We start from the raw sequence: 24,007 nt of genomic DNA, 5'->3' as shown, positions 1-24,007 counted from the left end.
CCCGCGTGGGCGCCCTCTTTTTTTATAACAGTTCTTCTTCCCGGATGAGATGGTTTTTGAGCGCGTACATCACTACGCCCGCGGTGTTGCGCACGTTCATTTTTTCGAGGATGCGGGTGCGGTAACCTTCTACGGTACGTTTGCTGAGAAAGATGCGGTCACCTATCTGCTGCGCGGTCAGCTGCTGGCAAATGAGACGGATAATTTCCTGCTCGCGGTCTGTGAACGTGACCACTTCACGGGGTTTATGGGGATTGAACCGGCTGCGGGCTATCATGCCGGCCAGCTTGGCGGATGTGCTTTTGCAATAGTACACCTTGTCTTCGTACACGTGCGCAATGGCGTCCAGTATCTCCTGTTTGTCCGCGTTCTTCAGCAGGTATCCTTTGGCGCCGGCCTCCAGCATTTCGACGATCTGGTCTTCTTCATCAAACATGGAAAGGGCAATGATACGTGCGTCAGGGTTTCGGCGCACCAGCTCGCGGGTGGCGGCAATGCCGTCCATACGCGGCATCTTGATGTCTGTCATGATCACATCGGGGTTCTCCTTTTCCACCAGCTCCAGCAGCTCGCGGCCGTCTGCCGCCTGGCCTACCAGTATGATGTTTTCCTGCCGGGAAAGCATCAGCGCCAGCCCGTCCAGAAAAATTTCGTGATCGTCTGCAACTGCAAGGCGAATATCGTAGTTCATGCCGCTAATGTAGTGTTTGAGGTTGCTGACAAATATACGAATTATCCCAGAGGTATCCTGATATAATAGCGCGTGCCCCGGCCGGGGGCGGAATAGATGGAGAGATGGCCGCGGATGATGTCTGTGCGTATTTCCAGGCTTTTAAGCCCCAGCCCGCGGGAGTTGCGGCGGCTCTTTTCCACATCGAAGCCTTTGCCGTTGTCTTCCGCCAGCACCAGCAGCTCCCTGTCATCTTCACTGAAGCCGATTTCCAGGCGCGTTGCGCCGGCATGTTTGAGCGTGTTATGGATGATCTCCTGCACGATGCGGAAAATGTGGATGTCCCTTTCCGGATGAGGTGTGATGTCGTTCACCGCATACACCCGCAGTTCCATGCGCCCCTCCTGCCCCAGTAACTGGTAAAACTCGCGGATGGCATCCTGCAGGCCCTTTCTTTCCAGCGTGTTAGGCAGCAGGTTGTGGGATATTTGCCGCATGGACGTTACGATCTCGTCTATGTATTTACCCGACTTGGCTATCACCGCCTTGTCACGCGCATCGGGTACTTCCACGCTGCTGATGTTGAGCTTTACGGTGGAAAGCAGCGGGCCCAGGCTGTCATGCAGGTCTGTGGCAATACGTTTACGTTCGTTTTCCAGCAGGCGTATCTCTGCCGTAATACGCTCCCGCTGCAGGCGGATGTAGCGGCGGTGGTAGCGGATGATAGACACGATAAAAAAGGTGATGATCACCGCCAGCAGCGAGCAGAGGAACACGGTGGTATAAACGATCCTTTCTTCCATGGGGCCCTACGCTTTAAACCGCTTGGAAAAATAATAGTCGTCCCTCACGGGCATGAAATAAACGGCTACGGCGTAAACAATATTAACAAAAGCGTTGATAAACGCAAAAATCCCGAAGATCTGCCGGCCAATTTTTGAATTGTCCGGATCTATCAGCATAAACCCTTCTGTAATGAGACTGTATACACCAATGATGATGAAACCGGTGCAGATGAGGAACTTGGAATTGCGGAACAGGTTGTCGCTATAGGAAGTTACCAGCGCATTGATCTCGCTGATAGATAAAAATACCGTAGTGAGGGAATAGAGGATGACGAAATAGGAGGAGAAGCCGTTGGCCAGCACGCCCATGCAGATGTTCTCCACCACCCATACCACCAGGTAAATAGCCGCCAGCGCGGCAAACAGCCACTTCCTTTTTTTCAGGAAACCCCAGGTATAGAAAAGGTACAGGATGATGCCGGCTTCCAGCAGTATGTAAATGTTGCTGGGAATGCGGTTGTCTTTGGTAAGGCGGATAGTGATCTGGCTCACCACTTCCGCGGTGAAGGCCAGCAATAGCAGCAGCAGAAAAGGATGAAAGCTGGCACGAACGCGGTTCATTCGTGCCAGCCCCATTATCAGAGGTATGAGAACCGTAAAGCTCAGTAGCTGTGTAGCGGTATTGGACATGGGAAGCAGGTTATAGAAATTTGCATCAGGGCGCGGTCACGGGGCTTTCAAGATCGCAGGTATGGGGGCAGCGGTGGCCACGCTCCATGGCCTCCGCATCTTCGGCGGGCGGCAATGCCATGGCCCTGCTCACACCAGGTATCCAGGGCGTTTCGTAAGCTATCAGTTTCTCCGCAATATCTTTTCCCTTCGCATCTACCGGCAGCAATACAAATACCACTTCTTTCTTGGGGTTCAGGCCCAGGTAGATCCTGATACCGTCTGCGCCTTTTTTATTCAGCAGGGCGGCAATAGCATGCCGGTTGAAAGATTCAGCTTTGGGGAGGTTAAAATTGCGGTTGAGGTACCCTGTATCCTGCAATTGCTTCTGCAACTCCATTTTGGCGCTTGAAAAAGCCTTGGTATAGGCCGCAGCTTCGTCTACCGGGATCACATGCTCCCTGGCCCTTTCCTTGTCTACAGGAATGCCGCCATCCCGTCCAAATTCCCGGTAAATAAGCAATATGAGCAGGATGAGGATGATGAAATAAAGCACTGTTTGGGATCTTTTCATAACAATTGTATTTTTTTATGTGAGTAATTGCAAGGTAAAACGATGAATGGAAGCGCGGGCAGGTACAATTGCCCGAAAAAAAACGTATAAATACCTGTTGCATTTCCCGGAGGGGTATAACCGGTGCCGCCCAATGTGTACAAGATAGGAATTTTCTTTAATTTCAATTATGGACGCAACTACCCTGTATATCTCGAAAGCAGCTCCCTTTGCGCAGCCCATCCTGCAGCACATCCGCAAGCTGGTGCTGAAAACCTGCCCGCATGCCACCGAGACCATCAAGTGGGGCGTACCTTTTTTCGAGACCTATGGAGATAACCTTTGCAGCATAGCCGCCTTCAAAAAACATTGTATCGTGAACTTCTGGAAAGCCTCGCTGCTGAAAGACAGCCACGGCCTCTTCACCCAAATCGGGGAAACCGCCATGGGGCAGCTGGGGAGAATTACCAGCCTGGAAGACCTGCCGTCAGACAAGATACTGGCCGCCTACCTGAAAGAAGCAGACCAGCTCAACAAAAAAGGTATCAAGCCCAGCAAAGCCGCTAAAACAGATAAAAAAGAGATCAGCACCCCCCCGGCGCTGGCAGCCGCGCTGAAGAAAAACAAAACCGCGGCCAAGAACTTTGAGGCATTTAGTTACTCTGCGCGTAAGGAATATATAGAGTGGATAGAAGACGCCAAAACGGAGGCTACGCGCAATAAACGGCTGGAAACGGCGGTGGAGTGGATGGCGGAGGGGAAGCACAGGAACTGGAAGTATCAGAAGTAGAAAGGATTTATTTCCCGGAAGCATTATAAAAACAATGCTGCATTCTCTCCATATCGCGCCGTGGAATGCCAATACCGGTAGCTACTTCACGCCAGTGCCCTGCAACTTTGGAAACCTCCTTTATAATTGCTTCACGTTTCTTTTCCTGAATGCGGAACCGTTCAGCCACTTCTCTTGCCAGGTCCAGCTCCAGTTCATTCCCGTACTCAGAAATATTCAGGCTCAGCCCCGTAGCGTTGGGCACGGGGTTAATATCATACGCCGGTGATAAACGCCAGCCGCGTGGCGTAAGCAGAAAGCCGTGATTGCGCAGGTGATCGTCACTATTACTGATGCAGATGTAAAAAACGATTCGCCGCCACAGCTCTTCCAGGTCTTCATCAGGGGCAGCACCATGCCGTACAATAAACTCGGCAAGGTGCAGGTACGATACATTGGCCGCAGCGTCAACCCCGTCAGTTTTTCCCAGCAGCGTCATTGCGGACGCGAAATGAATACGGCCGGCTGCTGTGCGGTCAAAGCGCTTTGAGAGGAAAGTCTGATTATCCTGCGAATATCGTTTTGCCTTACTTTGCGCTACATTCAAGCCCGCCTGCGTGGCAAGCATATGGGATACCTGTTCCCATCCACCGATATCCCAGCCATCACGCCCGCTGGGAAATTTGGCTATCCATAAATGTCCTTGGGGGTCAACAACACTGGCCTTGGGCCTGGCCCCACCCAGTGAGGAACCCGGAGACATCAGCATGTTCAGCCATTGAGAAAAAGCAGGGTCTTCCGCAGCGTCGTCCCTTTCCAGAGCCAGGCTGGCTTCTTCAAGCGTACGCAACGATGTCATGGGTGGCGCTGCCATAGCCGTATTATCATTCAGGAACGGGCCGTCAGGGTCAAGTTTAAAACGCAAGGCTCCCATCCGGTAAAGGTCATGTACACCCAGCAGATAATCACTTTCCATCAATGCCCTTGCTCTGCGCCCTTCCTGCCGTGCATTGTAAGCTTCCCGCCGCTCCATCAGCACGCGGCCCCAGCGGTCAGGTGAAGAATCTGTAAAGAGTCCGAAATTCGGTTTCTCATCACGCACATACTGCGGGCCTGGGTATAGCATCAAGTCCGGGTCAAGAAGAAGAGCCGGCGCCCCTTCCAGCCACACAGGGTTATAAGAGAATGAAAAGGTTTCCCGTCCGCGCCCTGATCCTACCGTCAGCACTCCCATTAATTGGGCGCCGTTTAGCTCAAGCCAATCCGCGTAAACAAAGATCTCCTTCTGTAAAGCTACTTTTGCCATGTTCAATTTCCTTTTTTCAATAGCCGGGCATCCTCCAATTTCCTTCCCAATGGATCATCCGCAGCCACTTTCATAATATCCTTGTCCAAACCTAATACAAAGAGTACCTGCACGTATGAAGACATAGCCACGCCGGGGTCGCCCTTCTCGATCAATTGCAGGGTAGACCGGGCAATGCCTGCCCTTTCCGCAACCTGGTCCGCAGTTAGCCTGCGGCGCTTGCGGGCAAGCTTCATATTGCTTCCCAACTCCTTCAGCGTATTTTCAGCAGAAGGAAGTAATATGGTCTTTTTAGGTTTCATTCTACCGATATTTCAGTCAAAAATACAAAAAAATACCGAAATATCAGTCAAATAAGTAATTATCTGTATTCGTAAGAGCACATAAAAAACGGGCGCTGACCAACAACGCCCGTTACCTATAATATCCTCCAGCTTACACCACCTTCCCCATCAACGGGTCACTCATACTCGCCGCCCCCGTTTCCACATGCCCCGCATACCGCCGCATAAAATTGTTTTTCCCTCTCACAGAGATCAGCTGGTCATACCAGCCATGGCTGCCCCCCAGCGCCACCGCTACTTTCTGCCGGGCGCCTGCGGGCAGGGTGAGCTTCCGGCTTTTGCCGCCGTAAGAAACGTCTGCTACCGCAATTTCCAGGGAGTGTGACGATGTGTTGTGCAACAGAAATGCAACGTTGCCGTCAGCCTTTTTACCGCTGCGGGTGTATTCCATTTTTACGGTGAGGCCCGGGTCTGATGCGTCTCCCTTCAGGTCACGGTAAAAGCCGTTGGGGCCGTATACTTCCAGGGAGTAACCATCGGCGGTGCTCCATTCGTCCGTCAACTTGTCTCCCGCCGCTACGGCATAGGCCCTGCTGTTGCGGTTGTTGCCGGTGTATACATGAAAAGGCGCGCCGGCGGCCTGTTTGCCGAAAAGCGTATTGCCCGCTTCCAGTTGCAGCACCACCTGTTTGCCGTTGGCGCTGAGGGCGGCATCCGCGTACAGCTCGTACGGAATGGCGCAAGCGGGGCGTATGCCGGGCTCCTGTTCGGGCAGCAGGCCCAGCTCCTGCCCTTCTCTTACGGAAAGCACCGCCTGGCCGGTAACGTTTTTAAAATTGGCCGGTGGCGCCTTGAAACGGGCCTTGTGTACCGTTTCAATAAACGCCTCTTTTTCTACAGATGCGGGCGTGGCAATTTTCTCGCCGTTATAAGGCCGGAAAATAGAGGAAAAGTCTCCGCAGACGGTACGCCGCCATGTAGAAATATTGGGTGATGCAATGTTCCTTTTCAGTTTATGAGACAACCATTTTTCCAGGAACTGCAGGTCTGACGTATGGTCAAACACCTGCGAGTTCACGAAGCCGCCACGGCTCCAGGGAGAGGCCACTACCAGCGGCACGCGGTAACCAAGGCCAATGGCGCTTTCCCGCGCGCCGCGGCCGGGGTCTTGCTCTGTTGCCGTTACGTATTCCACCGCCGTGTTAATCCCTTTGGATACCTTGCCGCCTTCCAGGCTGCCGGGCGTGGGCGGCACAAAGGGCGGTACGTGGTCAAAGTAACCATCGTTCTCGTCATAGGTCAGTATAAAAATGGTTTTCTTCCATATTTCGGGGTTCTGCGTGAGTATGTCCATCACTTCAGACAGGTACCAGGCCCCATACCAGGGCGCGCCGGGGTGATCAGAAAAATTCTCCGGTGCCACTATCCATGACACGGCGGGCAGCTGGCCGCTTTTTACGTCTTGCCGGAACTGGTGCAGGATGTCTCCTTTCGGCAGCTGCACTTCCCGCTCCGTATCTCCGTCTTTATACTGCAGGCGGGTGAGAGAATGGTAGTCAGGGTCGTTCACATTGGTGGTGAACGCTTTTTTATGCAGCTGCTGCTCCCGCTGCGGCAAAGCGCCGAAAGGGGTTTGGGCCACCATATTCAGCGTTTTTTCCGCATAAGCCAGCAGGTCTTTCCGGCGTTGTATTTTGCGTTGCAGGTCTTGCCGCTCTTTGCTGCCTGCCGGCAGGCCCGCCAGCTCCTTTTCCATCGCGGCGAGTTGCTGCGGCGCTTCCTGCTTCACCTTGCGGAGGTAAGCCAGGTGCGCTTCCGAATATTGTACATGGTATTGGGAGAACCATTCTATGGGATTATCTGTAAAGTTGGCCAGCCATGAATCTTCTTCGCCTTCAAACCCAACGTCCGCGCTGATCTCGTTCTGATAAATTTTCCATGATACGTTATTGGCTTCCAGTATTTCGGGGAAGGTAGGCCAGGAAGCCGGCTTGCCGTAATCTACATCGGAATTGTAGACGTTGGCCTTTACCCCGCTGCGCTGCTCCTGGCGGATGGTGCCTGTCCAGAAGTAAAGGCGGTTGGGCGTGGTGCCGGTGAGAGAAGAGCAGAAATGCTGGTCACATACCGTGAAAGCATCCGCCAGGGCGTAGTAGAAGGGAATGTCTTCCCGGTCGTAGTAGCCCATGGTGAGCGGCATTCGACTGTACTCCCGGTTGCCTGACTTCTTCACGTCCAGCCAGCGGTCGTACTGCCCGTTATTGCGCGCGTCTACCTGGTCTGCCCAGGAATGCGGCAAGGCGCTCATCCAGGTGGCTTTCGTGTCTTTGATGTTGAGGCGGAAGGGTGCATAGGTCTCTCCTGCCGTGTTTTTCTGGAGGAACACGGGGCGGCCGTCTTCCAGCTTCAGCGCGCGGGGGTCGTTAAAACCGCGTACGCCTTTGAGGCGGCCGAAGCAGTGATCGAAAGACCTGTTCTCCTGCATCAGGAACACTACGTGCTCCGCGTCAAGAAAAGTGCTGCCTGGAGCGGGGTTGATGGCCAGCGCGCGTTGAATGGTTTCAGGGAGCATGTTGGCAAGACCGCCCGCGCCGGTGAGCAGGGCCGCTTTCCGTAAAAATTCTCTTCTCGTGTCCATAAGCTGTTGCTTTGATGTTTTTATTCCACGGATCAAAATAATGATAAATGACGAATGGGCTGCAGGGATTAATGCCTTTCCTGAAAATATGCCGGAAAATTAATTTGGCTGTACCAGTACTTATTCTACATTTGTAGAGCATACTCTAAACACGTAGAACATGGTACAATTGTCAAAGGCGGAAGAACAGTTGATGGAGCACATCTGGCAGCGGGGAAAGGTGTATATGAAAGACCTGATAGAAGCCCTGCCGGAGCCGCGCCCCGCCTCCACCACGGTGGCCACCCTGCTGAAGCGCATGCAGGAAAAGGGTTTTGTGGCATATACGCAGCATGGCAATTCAAGGCAATACTATCCGCTGGTAGACAAGCAGGTTTATTTTTCGAACCACGTGAACGGTATTATCAGGGATTTTTTTAACGATTCAGCGGCACAGTTCGCTTCTTTCTTCACACAGTCCGCCAACCTTTCCAAAAGTGAGCTGGAAGAGCTGAAGAAGATCATTGACGCTGAAATTAAAAAGAAAAAGAAATGATACTCTACGCTCTTAAAGTGATCATTTGCTCCGGCCTGTTGCTGCTCGTATACCGGCTGCTGCTGGAGCGGGCCAGGCTGCACCGGTTTTCCAGGGCGTACCTGCTGGCTGCGCTGATGCTGCCGCTGCTGGCGCCGCTGGTAACGGTGCAGGGGCCTGCGGGCGGCGTGGTGGAGAGAATGGCGGAATATAGCGGCGTAGCGGGATGGTTTATGAAGGCGGATGCTGAAACGAATACCGGGAGCCTCGCAAAAGCAAATCCTGCAAGCCTGACAGAAACAAATGCAGAAAATTCTTCAAAAGCGAATACGGCAAACGCTACGGGAACAAATACAAAAGCTGCTGAAACAGGTCCCGGAAATTTCCCGAATTCCAATGCCGGAAACCATACTACCATAAATACCGGAAGCATGTCTGCAGACGCAGCCTATTATAGTACCGGCACACCTGCCCGCTGGTTGCCGGCCATCTACATAGCCCTCACCACCTTGCTGCTGCTGCGCCTCATCCGCAACCTCTACCGCATATATGCAAAAACACGCGGCTGCAAAAAAACACCTTACCACAGAGCCTGGGTAATAGAGACAGGAGAAGCTGTGGCGCCCTACGCTTTCCTCCGGTACGTTTTTGTTGGCAATGCAACTACCATCCCCACTCCCATGCTGCAACATGAGTATGCACATGCCAGGGAGCTGCACAGCATAGATATTCTGCTGGCAGAACTGTTGCTGGTATGCTGCTGGTGGAACCCCGTGCTTTGGTTATACAAAAAGGCCATCCGCCTCAACCATGAGTTTCTGGCAGATGGCGCGGCGCTGGGTCACTGTTCGCTGCAAGACTATCAGCAACTGGTGTTCAATGCCCTGGCCAACCCGCAATATATACCCATCACCAGCGGCCTTCATTTTGCCGCCATCAAAAAAAGGTTTCTTATGATGACTACCCACACCACCCGTACATCAGCCCTGCTCCGGCAACTGGCCATTATTCCGCTGGCCGGCACAGCGCTGCTGCTGGCTGCCGCGGCAGCCCCGGGAAAGCCGCCGGTAAATGCACAAACTGCGGTCGCCCCACAAGACACGCTACCTGTTAAAGCGCAGCAAAAAAGAAAAGCAGTACCGCCCCCGAAGATCGAGCGTATCAATTTCACACCGTCTCCGAAAGCAAAAACCGCTGCCAGAGATACTTTCCCTCCTCCCAGGATCGAGCGTGTCAACCTCACTCCATCTCCCAAAGCAAAAACCGCTGCCAGAGACACCTTCCCGCCGCCGGTCATCACCCGCCGCACCCTTGCCCCCGGCAAAGGCGCGTCTCAGGAAGAACTGGATGAGTACGCAGCCCTGGCAAAAAAAGTCAATACAAAAATCCGTACGGAAAGCGGTCGTGATATGTACCAATTGGACGGAAAAACACATGCCCGCATGATCGAGATATATAGGAAGATGGACGGCCCTCAGCGTCTCAATGCGCCGGCACTCAAAATAAATGTAGACATGACGGGCAACCCGCCCCCGCCGCCTGTTAAGATATCTCCCACCGCCAGTCAGCTAACGGCCTGGAAAAATGCCTCCAAATACGGGGTTTGGATAGATGGAAAACGTGCTTCTAACGAAGCGCTAAACAAGTACCGCCCTGCTGATTTTGTGCTGTTCCATGAAAGCAGGCTGGAACACAATGCCATAAACTATGGTAAACACTACTTTCAGGTAGACCTTTACACCGCGCCCTACTACAATGAGGTGTTCAAGTCAAGGCTTTGACCTTGCAAAAGCCGCAATTTCCAGAATACTATATATAGTGTAAGCATGAACACGGGTTTCAGGGCGCCGGCTTGCCGGTGCCCAAACCCAATTTATAACAACCCGCCTATTCCCGAAAATCCCTTAGATTTAGTGCAACATTTTTGCCCCTCACCTGTCTAATCCACCCAGTGCATGCTTTAACAGGAAATACTCCAACAGACCACCACCTCGTAAACCAGGTGCTGCGTGGTGATGCGCAGGCTTTTAGCGCCATTGTCAGGAACACCGAGGCCCTGGTGGCGCAGATCGTCTGCAGAATGGTGAAGCATGTGGAAGACCGGAAAGACCTGGTACAGGAAATTTACCTGAAGGCCTACCAGCACCTGCCCGGCTTCCGGTTCCGGTCAAAGTTATCTACCTGGGTAGGACAGATCGCGTATCATACCTGCATCAATTATTTGGAAAAAAAGAAGCTGCTGCTGCCGGGAGATTCGGGAGAAACGGCATTGCCTGACACCGAGCCCCCTGCCGCTTTCCTGTCACGCAAGGAGCTGGCGGGTATACTGCAGGCCGCCATAGAAAGGCTTCCGCCTGTTCAGCAAACCATTATTTCCCTCTACCATCAACAGGAATGCAGCTACGATGAAATTACCCAGATCACCGGTCTCCCCGCCGGTACGGTAAAAAGTTATTTATTCAGGGCCAGAAGGGCCCTGCGTGACCATTTATTGCTTCAGTATAAAAAGGAAGAGCTATGACATTGAAACACCTTTCTGACGATGTTATCCAGCAATACGCGCTGGAAGCCGGCACTGAGCCGGGAGCACAGGAGCACCTGCAACAGTGCCCCGCCTGCCGCGCCAAAATGGAGATGTACCGCAACATGGCGGCTGCCTTCCGGGAACTGCCTGCCCCCTCCTTCAGTTTCGACGCCCACGCGCTGGTAATGGCGCGCCTCCAGCCTGCTGCCCTGCGCCCGGCGCGGCGCATAGCCGGCCTGGTGCTGTATGTGGCGCTGGCGGCATTGCTGCTCCCCGCAGCGGCCGCTTTTTACCTCTTCCGGCATGATGTGGCACAGCTCTTTAGCGGCGCCGTTTCCATGCTGACAGGGCTGGCCGCCACTACCATACTGACCATACTGGTCATGCAGGGGCTGGACATGCTGCAATCCTATCGGAAAAAAATACACAAGATCCTGCAACATTAACTGACCTGCCATTGTCTAATCCATAACATCATGAAAAAGATAACCATTACAACGGCCATCCTCACAACTGCCACAGCAGTGCAGGCGCAAGACCTCACCCGGCCCATCCCCATGGGCAGCGTGCTGGAGCTTTCCTTCCGCATCTTCGCCATCGTGCTGTGCATGTACCTGGTGGGCACATTCATTATCACCATCGTAAAACTGGTACTGGACCATCAGTTAAAAAGCAGGATGGTAGACAGGGGGTTTTCCGGCAGCGAGATGTCCAGCTTCTTCCGCGCCGGCAATACCGCCGCCCGCAATACCGCGCTGAAGTGGTTTGCCGTGCTGTCAGGAGTGGGGTTCGGGCTGATGCTCATTACGTTCTTCCAGCCCCTGGGCATGCACTCGCTGGTGATCATGACCTTCAGCGTGGCGGCCGCCTTTCTGCTGTACGCTCAATTCATTAAACGGTCAGATACTTAACGCTATGAATACGGCTTCTCTCCCTTTCCTGGCTGCCGCCCTGCTATGCCTGCATGCCTTTACCGGCTGCCATCACCAGCCCGTAAAAGCAAAGGAGCGCAAGCCCAGCCAATACCGGTTCAGGCCGGTGTCAGACATCCCTACCACCCCTGTGGCAGATCAGCAAAGCTCCGGCACCTGCTGGTGCTTTTCCACCACCTCGTTTCTCGAAACAGAGATACTCCGCATCACCGGCCAGGAAACAGACCTCTCCGAAATGTACTTTGTACGCTGCGCATACATTTACAAAGCCCGCAACTACATCATGCGCCAGGGCGCGGCCCGGTTTTCGGAAGGCGGCCTCAACCATGACCCCGTGATCAGCGCCGCAGAATTTGGCATGGTGCCGCAAAGCGTATATACCGGGCTGGTGGGCAAAGATTCCGTGCACAACCACTACCGCCTCTTTGAGGAACTAAAAGAACGGGTAGACGGCTACGCGCAGAAAAAACTGCGCCCCGCCACCGCCTGGAAAGAGGAAGTACCCGCCATTCTTGACAAATACCTGGGGCCCGGCGTAAAAACGTTCACCTGGAAAGGCAAAACCTATACCCCGCAAAGTTTTATGGCGGCCACAGGCCTCCGGTTATCAGATTATGTGACCATCACCTCCTTTACCCATGAGCCTTTTTATAAACGCTTTATATTGAACATCCCCGCCAACCACCTCAACGAAAGTTTTTATAACCTCCCGCTGGATGAATATATGGCCAATATAGACCATGCCCTGGCCAATGGCTACAGCCTGGCGCTTGATACGGACGGCACCGAAAATGGCTTTGCGGACGGCCTGGCAGTGGTAGCAAACCGGCAGGAAGATGAAGAAATGATACTCACGGAGCCGGCCCCGGAAAAAAATGTGACCCAGGCATACCGGCAGCAGGAGTTCGAGAACTTCAACACCACAGATGATCACAACATGCACATCACCGGAAAGGTGCAAGACCAGACAGGGAAAATATACTACAAGGTCAAAAACTCATGGGGCGTACGCAGCGGGAAAGACGGGTACTATTACATGAGCATCCCTTACATTAGGCTGAAATCCATTTCTGTAATGCTGCATAAGGACGGGCTGGCAGACTCCACCCGCGCACGGCTAAATTTATAACGGTATGAACAGAAATCTTCTATTATTCATTTTCGGTGCGCTCTGCATTCTTGGCGCCCTTTACATCTACGGCAGGCAAACCGGCTGGGGCGGCCATCTTTTTAACGACGGTAATTTCTCCTACCACGTAATGGACTCGGACAATACGTATGAAATAAAAGCACAGTACAACAGGGCGCAAACTGACAAGGTGCGCGCCTACCTGCAGGAGCAACTGGGCCCATACACCAACCTCTCCTTCCGGGATGTTGAGCTGGATGCCACCACCACCCTGAAAAACGGCGCTATTTTTTACATCCTGCTGAAGCCGGGGAGGCTGCGCATCAAGCTTAATAAAAAAGAAAACAGCCAGGCCACTTATGAACGCTTTAGCCAGATGGGCAGGGAGCTAAGGCCTGTTATGAGCCGGCAGTGAAAAAGGCTCGCTGTGCCGCCAGGCGCAAGCCAGCCACGTAAACCCAATTTTACCACTGCTGGTACCGCCGCATAGCTTCTGTAAAATAATAATCCGCATAGATCAACGGCACGTCAATATCCGCATTACGGGGGTAGTTGCCTACCCCGTGCATCAGCAGAAAACCGCCATTGGTACCGGCAGCCGCCAGGTAAGCAGGTGAGCACATGGCTTGCAGCATGCTCTCCGCTGCCTTGAAATACGTGCGGGCGGTGCGGCCATCTACATATTTCGCGAGTTCGAAAAGCGCGGAGCAGATCACCGCGCCGGCTGAAACGTCTCTTGGCGCGTTGGGAATGCCGGGTGCGTTGAAGTCCCAGTAAGGTATTTTGTCTGCCGGCAGGTTGGGATGCCGGAGTATGAACTGCGCAATATGATTGGCCTGATCGAGATACTTTTTGTCTTTTGTTTCCCGGTACATCACGGTATAACCATACAGGCCCCAGGCTTGCCCCCGCGCCCAGGCGGAGCTGTCAGACGCGCCCTGCACGGTCTGTTTTTTAGACACCGCGCCGGTGGCGGGGTTGTAGATCACCAGGTGGTGAGAGCTGTAATCCGGCCGGAAGTGATGCTGCATGGTGGTGTTGGCGTGGGTAACGGCCACCTTGTAATACGTTGAGTCACCGGTGAGGCGGGTGGCGGCAAACAGCAGCTCCAGGTTCACCATGTTGTCTATGATCACCATAAAGCGCGCGGCATCTGAATCCCAGGAGCGGATGCAGCCTACCTTTTCGGAGAAACGGGTGCAGAGTGATCTGGCGCTGTTGATCAGTACCTGGTCATATTCCGGGCGGGGCGCAATGCGTTTGGCGTTGCCGAAGGAGCAGTACATCATAAAACCCAGATCGTGCGTGGTTTTGTTGAACTGTTCTTTTTCCATGGGGCCCAGTTTGCGCATGGCTTCGTTGAAGAGCGCCGTGTCTTTGGTGCCTTCGTACAGGTACAGCAGCGCGCCGGGGTAAAAGCCGCCCACCCAGGGTTCTGAGCCGCTGGTCACCAGCTTGCGCGTCTTTTCATAATAGGTTACGGGAAAGCGGTCTAACGGCAATTGCTGCATGAGCAGCTTGTACTGCGCCGCGGATGCCTGCTGGCTTTGCGCTACCGTTCTCAGCAGCTTTTTATTCGTTTTCAGCCGCTGCGCCGTTGAAGGCATGGCGGCCAGGCAGATCAATAACAAAAAGAGTATGTGGCGAATGTGTAACATCTGTGTCTGTTTTATAAGATTTCCTGCAGTTGCGCCATGCTGAGGCTGGTTTGCGGCTGAAAGCGGTTGCTGCGCATGTACTCCAGCATGCTGTAATAAAGCTGCCGGGCTTCCGGCTGCTGCTGTATGGCGGGCAGGTTGGCCATGCATACCAGCAGGCTGCCTTTGCCCGCGCGGCATTCGAAGATCAGCCCCAGCTTGTGGTTGCGGTCAATATTGTCTATCACCTGCACAATAGGCCGGTAAGCGGTATCTGTTTTATCAAGCACCAGCGGGCGGGCATTTTTGAGAATATGCCACCACTGCCAGTTGGTATGGAACTCCGTAGGGAAATGCCGGAACAGCGGATGCTCCGGGTCTGTAAGAATGCCCAGCGTACCGGCAGATACGGGTCTTTTCATGCGCTCCGCCCCGCCTTTGAACACCAGCCAGTTCCAGAACTCGGCAATGAACTGCGGGCCTACGGTTTTGTTTTTTACTGCCTGATGGTCAGGGAAAAGCAGCACCTTGCCGCCGGCGTTCAATACCTCTGTAACCTCCGGCGTGAGGGCGGTGGCTATGGTGATGTCTGCGTTTGGCTGCGGCACGTTGCTTTGCGCGGCACCGGGGCGGGCGGCAAGCGCTACACCTTTGCCCGGATACACGGCTGCCTGCTGCGGGTACACCCACACCGGGTATTCCACCGCACGCACACCGGCAGCCTCCAGCCTGATGGTCAGTTTAGCTGCCGCCCTGACCTGCTGCAGCGGAATGCGGATGCGGCCTGCGGGCTGAATGCCGCCATTGCGTGCCAGCGGTACGGGCAGACTGCCCTGCGCTACTACCCTGCTGCCATCGGTGGCCGTCCAGCGGATGGTTTTATTGCGCAAAGCGGCCGGACTATAATTCACTAACTGCACGTCCGCGGCATAGGTTTCATTGCTGGCCCAGGTGTACTTGTCCATGAGCAGCTGCAGCACTACATCACTGTTGAAGCTGCGGAACGTGGCCGTATCTATCAGCCCCTTGCTTTCCATAAATGCGTTCAGCAAACCTACCAGCGCCGTGCCCTGGCCGGGAAAATCCTGCAGGTCCAGCAGCTGGAAGCCTGCCATGCCCGGTGTTCTGAACACCATTTCAATTTCTTCGCGGTACAGCAGCGCGGTCAGTTTACCGGAGGCTTTGAAAAAGTCTTCCGCCTGGCCGCCCATGCCCGCTTTTTGCAGCCTGTCCCTGAAAATGCCCAGGTTGGCGGCTTTCAGCACGCCGGTGTATTGCGGTATTTCCTGGTAGTTGGGGTATACCTGGTATTGCCCGGTTTCATGGCCCACCACGGGCAGGCCAAAGCCTTTCAGCGCGGCGGAAAAGTTGCGGCGGGTATTTGGCGGGCAGGCATTGAGCAGGCCGTTCTCCACATCTTCTGTAGTAGCAAAAGAGCCGCGCACGTCCGTTTCCCGCTGCGGAGATTCTTTGCCGGTGCGCATGGTTACCCAGAAATCATCTGCCGGGCCCGGCCGGGGGTCTGCGTAGAAAGCGTTGGTGCCGTGCGCGTAAAGGCGCCGCGGGTCATGCGCTTTGAGGGCGCGCACCAGCTTGTTATGCACCTCATCGTCCCCGCTCAGCTCGTTGCCCAGGCTGCACATCACAAAAGAGGCGTGGTTGCCGTAAGCATCCAGTATGGCCAGGCCTTCCCGCAGCTGAAAACCGGCGCGGAAGGTATCTGCTATCTTGAGATCAGACCAGTTGGGCAGCTCCGCCTGAATGTAGATACCTTCCGCATCGGCCGCCGCAAATGCGGCCTGCGGCGGGGTGTAGGAATGAAAACGGTAATGGTTGATGCCGTAGCTTTTGGCTATACGGTACAACCGGCGCCAGGCGGCAGTATCTGTTGGGGGGTAACCGGTGAGCGGAAAGATGCAGCCATCGTTCTTGCCCCGCAGAAAGGTAACAACGCCGTTCACGGCAAAGTGCGTACCGGCGGTTCTGAACTCGCGCAGGCCAAAGTCTGTAACAGACCGGTCCAATATCTTTTTCCCGTTCCGCAAGGCAATGTTCAGCCGGTACAGCGCGGGGTTATATTCGCTCCACAGGGCGGCCTGCGGGCCCAGGGGATATGAAAGTGTTATCACCGTATCCCTGCCTTTCACTTGCAGGGCCCGCTGCAACGGCGGGGCGTTGTGTTTGCGCGGGCTGTTCCACAGAGCGGCCTGCAACTCGAGCGTAGCGGTCTGCAGAGCCGGAAGGTGGTTGAGCACACGCAGCTTCACCAGCGCCCGGCGGTTCTTCACATCCGGTGTAATGCGCACCTGCGTTATCTCCAGCGGGGGTAACGCCTCCAGGTACATGTTGCCGATGATGCCGTTCCAGTTGGTTTGCGTATGCTCGCTGAGAATGTGGGAGCCGCCTACGGGCAACAGCTTCGGGTCATTGTTCACCATAATGGTGAGGGTATGTTTACCAGGCGTGAGCAGGTGGCCCAGGCGGTATACCTGCGGGGCGGACAGCAGCGTGCTCTCCCCTGCCGGGCGCCCGTCTACCCACACGCGGGTGGCTTTGGTGCGCTCCAGGAACAGCTGCGCCTGCCGGCCGCTCCATGATGCGGGCACTTCAATTTCTTTCCGGTACCATGCCGCGCCGGCGTATTGCCAGGTCTGGTTCAGGTATTGGGGTGATGCTTTCTGCACCGGCCTCCCCTTCCTGTTCTCCTCCATGGTGCCGGGCAGTTGCACGGTTTCGGCAAACGCGGCGCGCTGCCAGTTTTCCTGCAGGCCTTTGCCGGTACTATCTATCCTGAACTGCCACGTTCCTTTCAAAACGATCTGCTCCCGCTCCTGCGCCTGCGTTTGCAAAGCGGGCAGGCAGCAGAGCATCGTCCATATCCATATCCTGTTCCTCATCATTCAGCCAGTTTTACGGCAGACCCGTCTTTGGGAAGGGTCACTGCCTGGGTGGTATGACGCATGGTAACGTTCACCGTAATTCCCTGGTGCGCAGGGTCACTGAGGTGAATGCAGTTCTTTTTCCGCATCAGCAGGCAGGGCTGGTCTACAGCAATGCCACCCGCTTCCCCGGCTGCATAGAATACGGCCATCAGCGTACCATCTTTGAACTGTACGGCCTGGCAGGTAGTATCGTTCCTTAACACTTTCCACTGCGGACGTTTGGCTAGCTTTGCGGCCTGCGCGGGCGTTTCGCAGAAGGCCAGCGCATAGCCGGCGGCAGATTGCCCGCGGTGCAGCATCACCGGGCTGAACACTTTTTCAGTAACCGGCGCACCAGATTCGGAGGCGTTTACGGCAGACCAGGCGCCGGTCACTTCTTCGAGCTTTACATTGAAGGGCGCAGGCTCTAGCGGAATGTAAGCAAACCCGGCATGATGCACCCATTTCACCTGCTCCACCGGGTGCACGCCGGGCTGCAGCTGCTGCCCCGGTTTATTGACGGTAACCGGGCCCTGTACGCGGCATTGGTCAAGGGCGGTGTAAACATCGCCGGTTACCTGCTGCGCCTGCAAACCGGCTATGAGGCAAACCACCACGTTACCATGAAAGGCCCAGTACTTGCGGGCCCTGAGCGCCTGCCTGCCCGTTTCGTCCTGCATGTTATAGTCCATGGCGGTAAGGCCGCTGGTGCTGTCACTCACGCCGCCGGTGAACGGCAGGCGTTTGATGTGGTCTGCGCCTTTAAAGGTGGTGATGCCGGGCAGGGCGGTATAGTCCCACACGGGCATCATGTTATAATATTCCTGGCCGTTGCGTACCAGGTACGCATCCCCGCTGTTGAGCAGGCGGCCTTTCAGGTTTTCGTTGTTGATAGATTCTGTAGCCAGCGTGCGTGTGGAAATGGTTTTCAGGAACACGCTGAAGCCGGGGCGGTGGTAAACGGTAAAGTCTGAATAAGGATAATGACGATGGCCATTCAGCGCGCCCCTGCCGTTCTGCATCTCTTCCATGCGGGCCAGCGCAGCAGCTTCACGCGGTTGCAGCTCCGCCAGGAAGGGAATGGTAGGGCGAAGCTCCGCGCCGTGCATTTCCCCTACGCGGGAAGAAGAACGGTCCATGGTGCCGGGTACGGTATGAATGCCGCGGCCCATCCACTGCCAGCCTTTGAGCGCAAAATTGCTGAGGATGTCTATTTTCTCCTGCGGGAAGGCCTGCGGCGTGCCGCGCAGCTGCCAGGCTATGCGCACGCTCTCCGTCAGAAAAGCTTCACCGTACTGGTACATCTGCAGCCGTGCGCCGTGCTGGTGAAAACTGTAATCTGGCTTCACGCCTTCCCCGTCGCTGATCTGGATCTCTTTCAGGATGAGGCGGATGCAGCGCTCCACCATTTTTTCATTGCCGGTAAGGGCGCCGTAATTCAACCCAAGGTCTGCGCACCAGATGAGGTTGCTGCCCACATAGTTCTCACGCACGCGCAGCTGCGCCATCACTTCGAGGCACTGCCGGAGCCGCGCCGTGTCCAGCTGGCGGCGGAGCAAAACAATAATATCCCGCATGTACCGTGGCACGCCAATTTCGTTATGCCACCAGTTGGCGCTCTGGTAGCGGCAGGCCAGCCAGTGGTCTAAGGCCTGACCGGCCTTTTCCAGCAGCTGCGGGTTGTTGCGCACGGACGAAGCAGGGTGCGCCCATGCCAGCGCCATATCCCGCACGCGCGCCAGGTGGAGGGTTACTTTCCAGCCGGAAAGCTGCTTGTCGTCATACGGTATGTCTGCCCATTGCCCTTTAGCGTTCAGCGTGGCGGCCCAGTCTTGCGCAACGGCGGGCTGCGGTACATTAGTGCGCAGCAGGTAGGCCTCATAGCGGTTCACAATAGTGTCCAGCTGCGCATGGGCTGTGCTGAAAAATATGCATTGAAAAATGATGGCTGCTAAAAGTCTTTTATTCATCTTCATGATCACTTCGTTATTCCCCCAAAGCCCGGTACCGCATCAGCGCTTCCAGGTAATAATAGTCCGCGTAAGAAAGCGGCACGTCTACTTCAATATTGCCCGGCACGCCGCCGGAAGCATGTTTCAGGATGAACCCGCCGTTCTCCCCTGCCGCCGCGCGGTATTGCGGGGAGCTTAAGGAGCGCAGCATGGCTTCTGCCGCGGCCAGGTATTCTTTGCCTGCCTTGCCTTTTACGTAGCCAGACAGTTCTATGAGCGCGGAAGATACCACCGCGGCCGCGGAAGCATCTCTCGGCACTTCAGGGTAGCGCTTCGGGTCAAAGTTCCATACGGGGTTGTAACCCGGCTGACCCACGTTAAAATCCCAGTAAGGCACCTTGTCTGCCGGCAGGTTGGGATGGTGCAGGAAAAAATCCGCCATCTTGCACGCGGCCTTCAGGTATTTTTTGTTACCCGTTTCGCGGTATACCATGGTGAAACCGTAAATGGCCCATGCCTGCCCGCGTGACCAGGTGGAGTTATCAGAAAAACCCTGGTGGGTTTCCTGGCTTTTTACGGCGCCGGTTTCCCCATCGTAGTTCACTACGTGGTAGCTGCTGTAATCAGGCCTGAAATGGTTCTTTAGAGTGGTTTCCGTATGCGTTACGGCAATGTTCCGGTAGCTGGGGTCTCCCGTTACGCGGGAGGCAAAGAACAGCAGCTCCAGGTTCATCATATTGTCTATGATCACCGGGAAGTCCAGCATCCTTTTCCCGTCAAGAGATTTAACGCCGTCCCAGCTCTTGATGCAGCCCACTTTCGGGTAGAAGCGGCTGGCCAGTGATTTGGCGGATTGTACCAGCACGTCTTTATCATGCGGTTTATTGAACAGGCGGTAGCCGTTGCCCACGCTGCAGTACATCATAAAGCCGAGGTCATGGTTGGCGGTGACGGTCTGCAGCTTTTCCTGCTGCCGCAGTCTTTCTACACCTTCCCGCAGCAGCGCGGTATCTTTCGAGTACTCATAGAGATAGAGCACGGAACCGGGGTAGAACCCGCTGATCCAGGCATATGGCGTTACGGTGAGCAATTGCCCTTTCTCGTACGTACGCGGCAATTTTTTCGGCGGCAGCTGTTTCATCAGCAATTTATACTGCTGCACTGATTCGCGCAGCGCCTGGTCTGCCATTTGCAACACGGCCGCATCTGCCCGGCGACTTACTTTTTTCTGTGCGATTCCGTTCTGCGCGGTAACTGCCATACAAAACAGCACCGCCATCATTTTCAATCTGCTTATCATAACTGTCCGAAGTAAGTTAAAACCTGTTGAGCGATCAGCGTGTGCCCCTTCCTGTCAGGATGGTTGCTTTGCGCCATCAGCTCTTTTAATGCCTGCCCTTGCGCGGCTACGGCCCTGAAGGCGGCGTAGCTGTCTGCCAGCCCTATCTTGTACTGCGCGGCCAGGGCTTTCAGCTGATTGGTATGCTGCTCCAGTACGTTGCCGTCTTCCAGGAGGTCTACCTGCAGGTCTGGCGAAGGGGTGAGCAGTATTACAGGGATGTGTTTCTTCAACGCCATTTTGATCATCTTCTCCATGGCCTTGCGTGACCTTTCCAGGCCAATAGCCCTGTCGTTCAGCGCATAGTCTATGAACAGCACATCCGGTTGATGCACCAGCACGTCTTTTTTGAAACGTTTTTCGCCCTGTTCGGAGTTTTCACCGCCAATGGAGGTGGTGATGGCGTTCACTACCGCATAGGGGAAGCGCTCCTTCACCGCGGTCAGTACCTGCATAGGGTACGCGTCCATCGTTCTCACATCTGGCGTTCTGAAATAGCCGCTGGGCACGGAGTGGCCGTGAAATACCAGGTTGATGGTGCGGTTCTTCGGCCATTTCTTCACCAGCTCGGCCTTTACGCCGGCCAGGTACGTAGCCGTATCCGCCACCTGTGCGCTGGCGCTAAACAGGGTGCCTGTGCACAACAGCGCCGTCAGCATAAATCTGTTCATCCTCATCATTTAAAAAGTTTATCTATCAGTGCCGCATCTACCTGCTGCACCGGTGCAAAATCTTTGCTATTGGCGTACGCCTTCAGGCTGTACAGCATTTGCCGGGCTACCGGGCGTTTCTCCATATCGTTCCGCAGGTCTGAAGCAGTCACCAGCAGGCTGCCTTTGCCTACACGGGCCTCAAACACCAGGCCTATTTTACGCGGGCGGTTCCAGTCTGGCACCATCTGCACCAGCGGCGTAAAGCCATACGGCAGGCTGTCCAGCACCATTGGTTTGGAATTGCGCACCACATCCCACCACTGCCAGTTGGAGTGAAACTCTGTAGGGAAGTGTTTCAGCGCCGGGTGTGAGGGATCGCAGAGAATGCCCAGCAGGTTGGGCGGCATGCCAGACCATACGGTGTTCCAGGATATGCCGGAGAATACCGGGTCTGCGTCTGATCGCACTTTGGCCGTATCTGCCAGCAGCAGCACCTTCCCTCCTTTCTCCAAATAGTTTTTTACTTTATTGTCCCAGTTGTAGGCGATCATTACATCTTTACCGGGCAATGCGGGCAGTTGCTGCGGGTACACCCAGATGCTCCACTGGTTGCTGTACTCCGTGCCTTTCACGCTCATGGTTAAACGAAGCTGTACAGCTTCCTCCACTTTGTTCAGGGGTACAGACAGCTCACCCAGTGTAAACGGAGAACCTACCGGTATGTTGGCTGCGGGCAGGTCTCCTTCGGCATACACTTTCCCGTCAGGGTACTGAAGCGCCCAGTGTACTACCGCGTTCTCCATGGGTGCGGCCCCGAAGTTAGCGAACTGGGCGGTAGCTGCAAACAACTGGTTATTGGTATACGTGAAGGTATTGGTTCTGAGCAACGGCGTTCTGGCCGCCTGGAACTTGCTGAACTCTGCGCCGTTGGTGTAGGGCTTGGGACGCCAGAAAATGTCTACCACGCCCACGGGCGCCGTGCCCTGGCCGGGGAAGTCATTCAGCTGCAGCATGTGGTAGCCGCCAAAGCCGGGCGTGCGCAGGTAAGATTCCACTTCTTCCTTTTTCATGATCACATGAAACTTGCCGGAAGCCATGGTGAAATCCCTGGCCTGCGCCAGCATGCCGCTTTCCCGCAGCATTTCACGGAACAGCTCGTAGTTGTATGGTTTCAGCACGCCGGTGTAGGCGGGTATTTCGTCAAAGTCGGGATACACGCACCACTGCCCTATTTCATGCGTGATCATGGGCACGGGGTGTTTGGACACGTAGTCTGCATAGTCATACCGCGTATCCAGCGGGCGCACGTTGAAGCGGCTTTTCAGCCCTTCCTTCCAGCGGTGCGGGCGGGCGCCGTACAACACGTTGTACTGGCTTTCCGGCACTATGGGGTAAGCGGCGCTGCCGGTGTACAGGTGGCGGGGATCGTACTCCTTCCAGTGTTTCACCTGTTCGCTCAGGAACTCTTTTACTTTCGGGCCTACCATTTCGTTGCCTTCGCAGAACATGATGAAAGAAGGGTGATTGCCGTAAGCATCCAGTATGCGCTCCCCTTCCTCTTTCAGGAAACGGTTGGTGGCGGAGTCTTTACCCACAGTGAAACGCCAGTCAGGATTTTCTGCCTGCAGGTAAAAGCCCAGGCTGTCTGCCGCAATGAAAGCGGCTTCCGGCGGGCACCAGCTATGGAAGCGCATGGCGTTGAGGCCATAGTCTTTACATACTTTAAAGATGCGCATCCATTCTTCCACGTCTGCCGGCGGGTAACCGGTGAGCGGAAACTCTGAAGAGTTTACCGTACCGCGTATGAAAGCAGGGCGGCCGTTGAAAACGAACTGCGTGCCTTTTGTGGCCAGCGTTCTCACGCCAAAGGGCACGGTGGCGGCACTCTGGTATTCTGTACCAGCGCCGGTAGCGGTGAGCTGTACCTGCATGCGGTATAGGTTGGGCGTAAACTCGTCCCACCACTGTATGTTATTGCCCAGCGGCACGTTGGCCGTGAGCACCATTACGGAATCTTTACCCGTTACGGCCATGCTGTGGGAGGCGGCGTCTCCCCCGCTTTGCGGCGGCACTACGGCAAACTGCAGCTGCCCGTTCACGGCCAGCTTGCCGGGGTTGCGCAGCGTTACCTTCACCCGGGCGGTTTTAGCGGCCGCATCCGGGTATACCTGCACGTCAGCCACATGCACCTTGTCAAATGCGCGCAGCTCTATTTTGCCGATGATGCCGTTCCAGTTGGTTTGTGTTTCCGCACTGATGGCATGGGCGTATTCTATATCATAGATCTTGTCATTGTTCACCCTGATCCGCACCTTGTTCCGTTTACCCGGCTCAATGAGGGAAGAGATGCTGTATACATGCGGTACGGAAAGGCTTTCCCGGCGCCCGGCGGGTTTGCCGTTCACCCACACGGTGGTTTCCCAGTGGGCGCGCTCCAGGAAGAGGTCTATTTCCTTGCCCTTCCACTGCGCAGGCACAAATATTTCTTTTTCGTACCAGGCAATGCCTTTGTACTCAAAAGCGCGCGTAAGGCGCAGGGATGTCATGCCCTGCGTTTTGATGCCTTTGCCGCCCACGTCTGTAGAGCCGGGCAGCGTAATGGTCTCTGCCAGTTGGGGTTGCAGCTGCACGCCGTTGGCATTCACTCCTGTCTCGAAAGGATCGGGTTTAAAAGCCCAGATGCCGGCCATGGGTAGCACCTCGTATTGGTGCTGCCCCGGCCGGCCCTGTGC

21 protein-coding genes are annotated in these 24,007 nt (G+C 55.1%); 8 read left to right on the top strand and 13 right to left on the bottom strand.

Going from position 1 to position 24,007, the window contains the following annotated elements; translation table 11 throughout:
- Window positions 1-22 precede the first annotated feature (22 nt).
- The 4 genes from ABDW36_RS21130 to ABDW36_RS21115 form a co-directional block, all read right to left on the bottom strand.
- Complete coding sequence (locus ABDW36_RS21130) at window positions 23-691, bottom strand: response regulator transcription factor (RefSeq protein WP_343703915.1); 669 nt, start codon at window positions 689-691, stop codon at window positions 23-25.
- A 41-nt stretch (window positions 692-732) separates the two neighbouring features.
- Window positions 733-1,473, bottom strand: coding sequence for an ATP-binding protein (locus ABDW36_RS21125; RefSeq protein WP_343703914.1), 741 nt, complete (start codon window positions 1,471-1,473; stop codon window positions 733-735).
- Window positions 1,474-1,479: 6 nt separating this feature from the next.
- Window positions 1,480-2,076: a hypothetical protein gene (locus ABDW36_RS21120; protein WP_343703913.1), complete on the bottom strand. Its 597-nt coding sequence runs from the start codon at window positions 2,074-2,076 to the stop codon at window positions 1,480-1,482.
- A 94-nt stretch (window positions 2,077-2,170) separates the two neighbouring features.
- Window positions 2,171-2,698 (bottom strand): hypothetical protein, encoded by a 528-nt coding sequence (locus ABDW36_RS21115; RefSeq protein WP_343703912.1) that lies wholly within the window; start codon window positions 2,696-2,698, stop codon window positions 2,171-2,173.
- A gap of 169 nt (window positions 2,699-2,867) precedes the next feature.
- On the opposite strand from ABDW36_RS21115, the gene ABDW36_RS21110 reads away from it, so the two are divergent.
- Window positions 2,868-3,467 (top strand): YdeI/OmpD-associated family protein, encoded by a 600-nt coding sequence (locus ABDW36_RS21110; protein ID WP_343703911.1) that lies wholly within the window; start codon window positions 2,868-2,870, stop codon window positions 3,465-3,467.
- Between the two features lie 7 nt (window positions 3,468-3,474).
- Here ABDW36_RS21110 and ABDW36_RS21105 read toward each other — a convergent pair whose 3' ends face one another.
- The 3 genes from ABDW36_RS21105 to ABDW36_RS21095 form a co-directional block, all read right to left on the bottom strand.
- Window positions 3,475-4,752 carry a HipA domain-containing protein gene (locus ABDW36_RS21105; protein WP_343703910.1) on the bottom strand — a complete coding sequence of 426 codons (1,278 nt, stop codon included), beginning with the start codon at window positions 4,750-4,752 and terminating at the stop codon, window positions 3,475-3,477.
- Between the two features lie 2 nt (window positions 4,753-4,754).
- On the bottom strand, window positions 4,755-5,054 hold the full coding sequence (locus ABDW36_RS21100) for a helix-turn-helix domain-containing protein (protein ID WP_343703909.1): 300 nt from the start codon (window positions 5,052-5,054) through the stop codon (window positions 4,755-4,757).
- Between the two features lie 133 nt (window positions 5,055-5,187).
- Window positions 5,188-7,674 (bottom strand): phospholipase C, phosphocholine-specific, encoded by a 2,487-nt coding sequence (locus tag ABDW36_RS21095; protein WP_343703908.1) that lies wholly within the window; start codon window positions 7,672-7,674, stop codon window positions 5,188-5,190.
- A gap of 160 nt (window positions 7,675-7,834) precedes the next feature.
- On the opposite strand from ABDW36_RS21095, the gene ABDW36_RS21090 reads away from it, so the two are divergent.
- From ABDW36_RS21090 to ABDW36_RS21060, 7 genes are all read left to right on the top strand, one after another.
- On the top strand, window positions 7,835-8,209 hold the full coding sequence (locus ABDW36_RS21090) for a BlaI/MecI/CopY family transcriptional regulator (protein ID WP_343703907.1): 375 nt from the start codon (window positions 7,835-7,837) through the stop codon (window positions 8,207-8,209).
- Window positions 8,206-9,969 carry a hypothetical protein gene (locus ABDW36_RS21085; protein ID WP_343703906.1) on the top strand — a complete coding sequence of 588 codons (1,764 nt, stop codon included), beginning with the start codon at window positions 8,206-8,208 and terminating at the stop codon, window positions 9,967-9,969. The genes ABDW36_RS21090 and ABDW36_RS21085 overlap by 4 nt, the downstream gene beginning before the upstream one ends.
- Window positions 9,970-10,139: 170 nt before the next feature.
- The gene (locus tag ABDW36_RS21080; RefSeq protein ID WP_343703905.1) at window positions 10,140-10,709 is read left to right on the top strand and encodes a sigma-70 family RNA polymerase sigma factor; all 570 of its coding nucleotides are present in this window, start codon (window positions 10,140-10,142) and stop codon (window positions 10,707-10,709) included.
- A complete protein-coding gene (locus tag ABDW36_RS21075; RefSeq protein ID WP_343703904.1) occupies window positions 10,706-11,158 on the top strand; it encodes a hypothetical protein in 453 nt (150 codons plus the stop codon). Before ABDW36_RS21080 ends, ABDW36_RS21075 begins: the two co-directional genes overlap by 4 nt.
- Before the next feature lie 30 nt (window positions 11,159-11,188).
- The gene (locus ABDW36_RS21070) at window positions 11,189-11,623 is read left to right on the top strand and encodes a hypothetical protein (RefSeq protein ID WP_343703903.1); all 435 of its coding nucleotides are present in this window, start codon (window positions 11,189-11,191) and stop codon (window positions 11,621-11,623) included.
- A 4-nt stretch (window positions 11,624-11,627) separates the two neighbouring features.
- Window positions 11,628-12,773, top strand: a complete 1,146-nt coding sequence (locus ABDW36_RS21065; RefSeq protein ID WP_343703902.1) for a C1 family peptidase — start codon at window positions 11,628-11,630, stop codon at window positions 12,771-12,773.
- A gap of 4 nt (window positions 12,774-12,777) precedes the next feature.
- Entirely contained in the window at window positions 12,778-13,188 is a 411-nt protein-coding gene (locus tag ABDW36_RS21060; RefSeq protein ID WP_343703901.1) for a hypothetical protein, read from the top strand.
- Window positions 13,189-13,237: 49 nt separating this feature from the next.
- Here the strand turns inward: ABDW36_RS21060 and ABDW36_RS21055 are convergent, their stop codons facing one another.
- Genes ABDW36_RS21055 through ABDW36_RS21030 form a run of 6 tightly spaced genes read right to left on the bottom strand, consistent with a single transcriptional unit; the run spans window position 13,238 to window position 23,965 of the window.
- Window positions 13,238-14,431 carry a glucuronyl hydrolase gene (locus tag ABDW36_RS21055; protein ID WP_343703900.1) on the bottom strand — a complete coding sequence of 398 codons (1,194 nt, stop codon included), beginning with the start codon at window positions 14,429-14,431 and terminating at the stop codon, window positions 13,238-13,240.
- A gap of 11 nt (window positions 14,432-14,442) precedes the next feature.
- A complete protein-coding gene (locus ABDW36_RS21050) occupies window positions 14,443-17,310 on the bottom strand; it encodes a sugar-binding domain-containing protein (protein ID WP_343703899.1) in 2,868 nt (955 codons plus the stop codon).
- Window positions 17,307-19,301: a polysaccharide lyase family 8 super-sandwich domain-containing protein gene (locus tag ABDW36_RS21045; RefSeq protein WP_343703898.1), complete on the bottom strand. Its 1,995-nt coding sequence runs from the start codon at window positions 19,299-19,301 to the stop codon at window positions 17,307-17,309. Before ABDW36_RS21045 ends, ABDW36_RS21050 begins: the two co-directional genes overlap by 4 nt.
- Before the next feature lie 16 nt (window positions 19,302-19,317).
- Window positions 19,318-20,583, bottom strand: coding sequence for a glucuronyl hydrolase (locus ABDW36_RS21040; protein ID WP_343703897.1), 1,266 nt, complete (start codon window positions 20,581-20,583; stop codon window positions 19,318-19,320).
- Window positions 20,580-21,293 (bottom strand): SGNH/GDSL hydrolase family protein, encoded by a 714-nt coding sequence (locus ABDW36_RS21035; RefSeq protein ID WP_343703896.1) that lies wholly within the window; start codon window positions 21,291-21,293, stop codon window positions 20,580-20,582. The genes ABDW36_RS21040 and ABDW36_RS21035 overlap by 4 nt, the downstream gene beginning before the upstream one ends.
- 5 nt (window positions 21,294-21,298) lie before the next feature.
- Window positions 21,299-23,965 carry a sugar-binding domain-containing protein gene (locus ABDW36_RS21030; protein WP_343703895.1) on the bottom strand — a complete coding sequence of 889 codons (2,667 nt, stop codon included), beginning with the start codon at window positions 23,963-23,965 and terminating at the stop codon, window positions 21,299-21,301.
- Between the last annotated feature and the right edge of the window lie 42 nt (window positions 23,966-24,007).

Origin of the sequence: Chitinophaga sp. (genome assembly GCF_039596455.1) — a bacterium.
In the GTDB taxonomy this organism is placed as follows: domain Bacteria; phylum Bacteroidota; class Bacteroidia; order Chitinophagales; family Chitinophagaceae; genus Chitinophaga.
The sequence above is the reverse complement of the archived record's forward strand: the minus strand, read 5'-3'. Positions and strand labels throughout refer to the sequence as shown.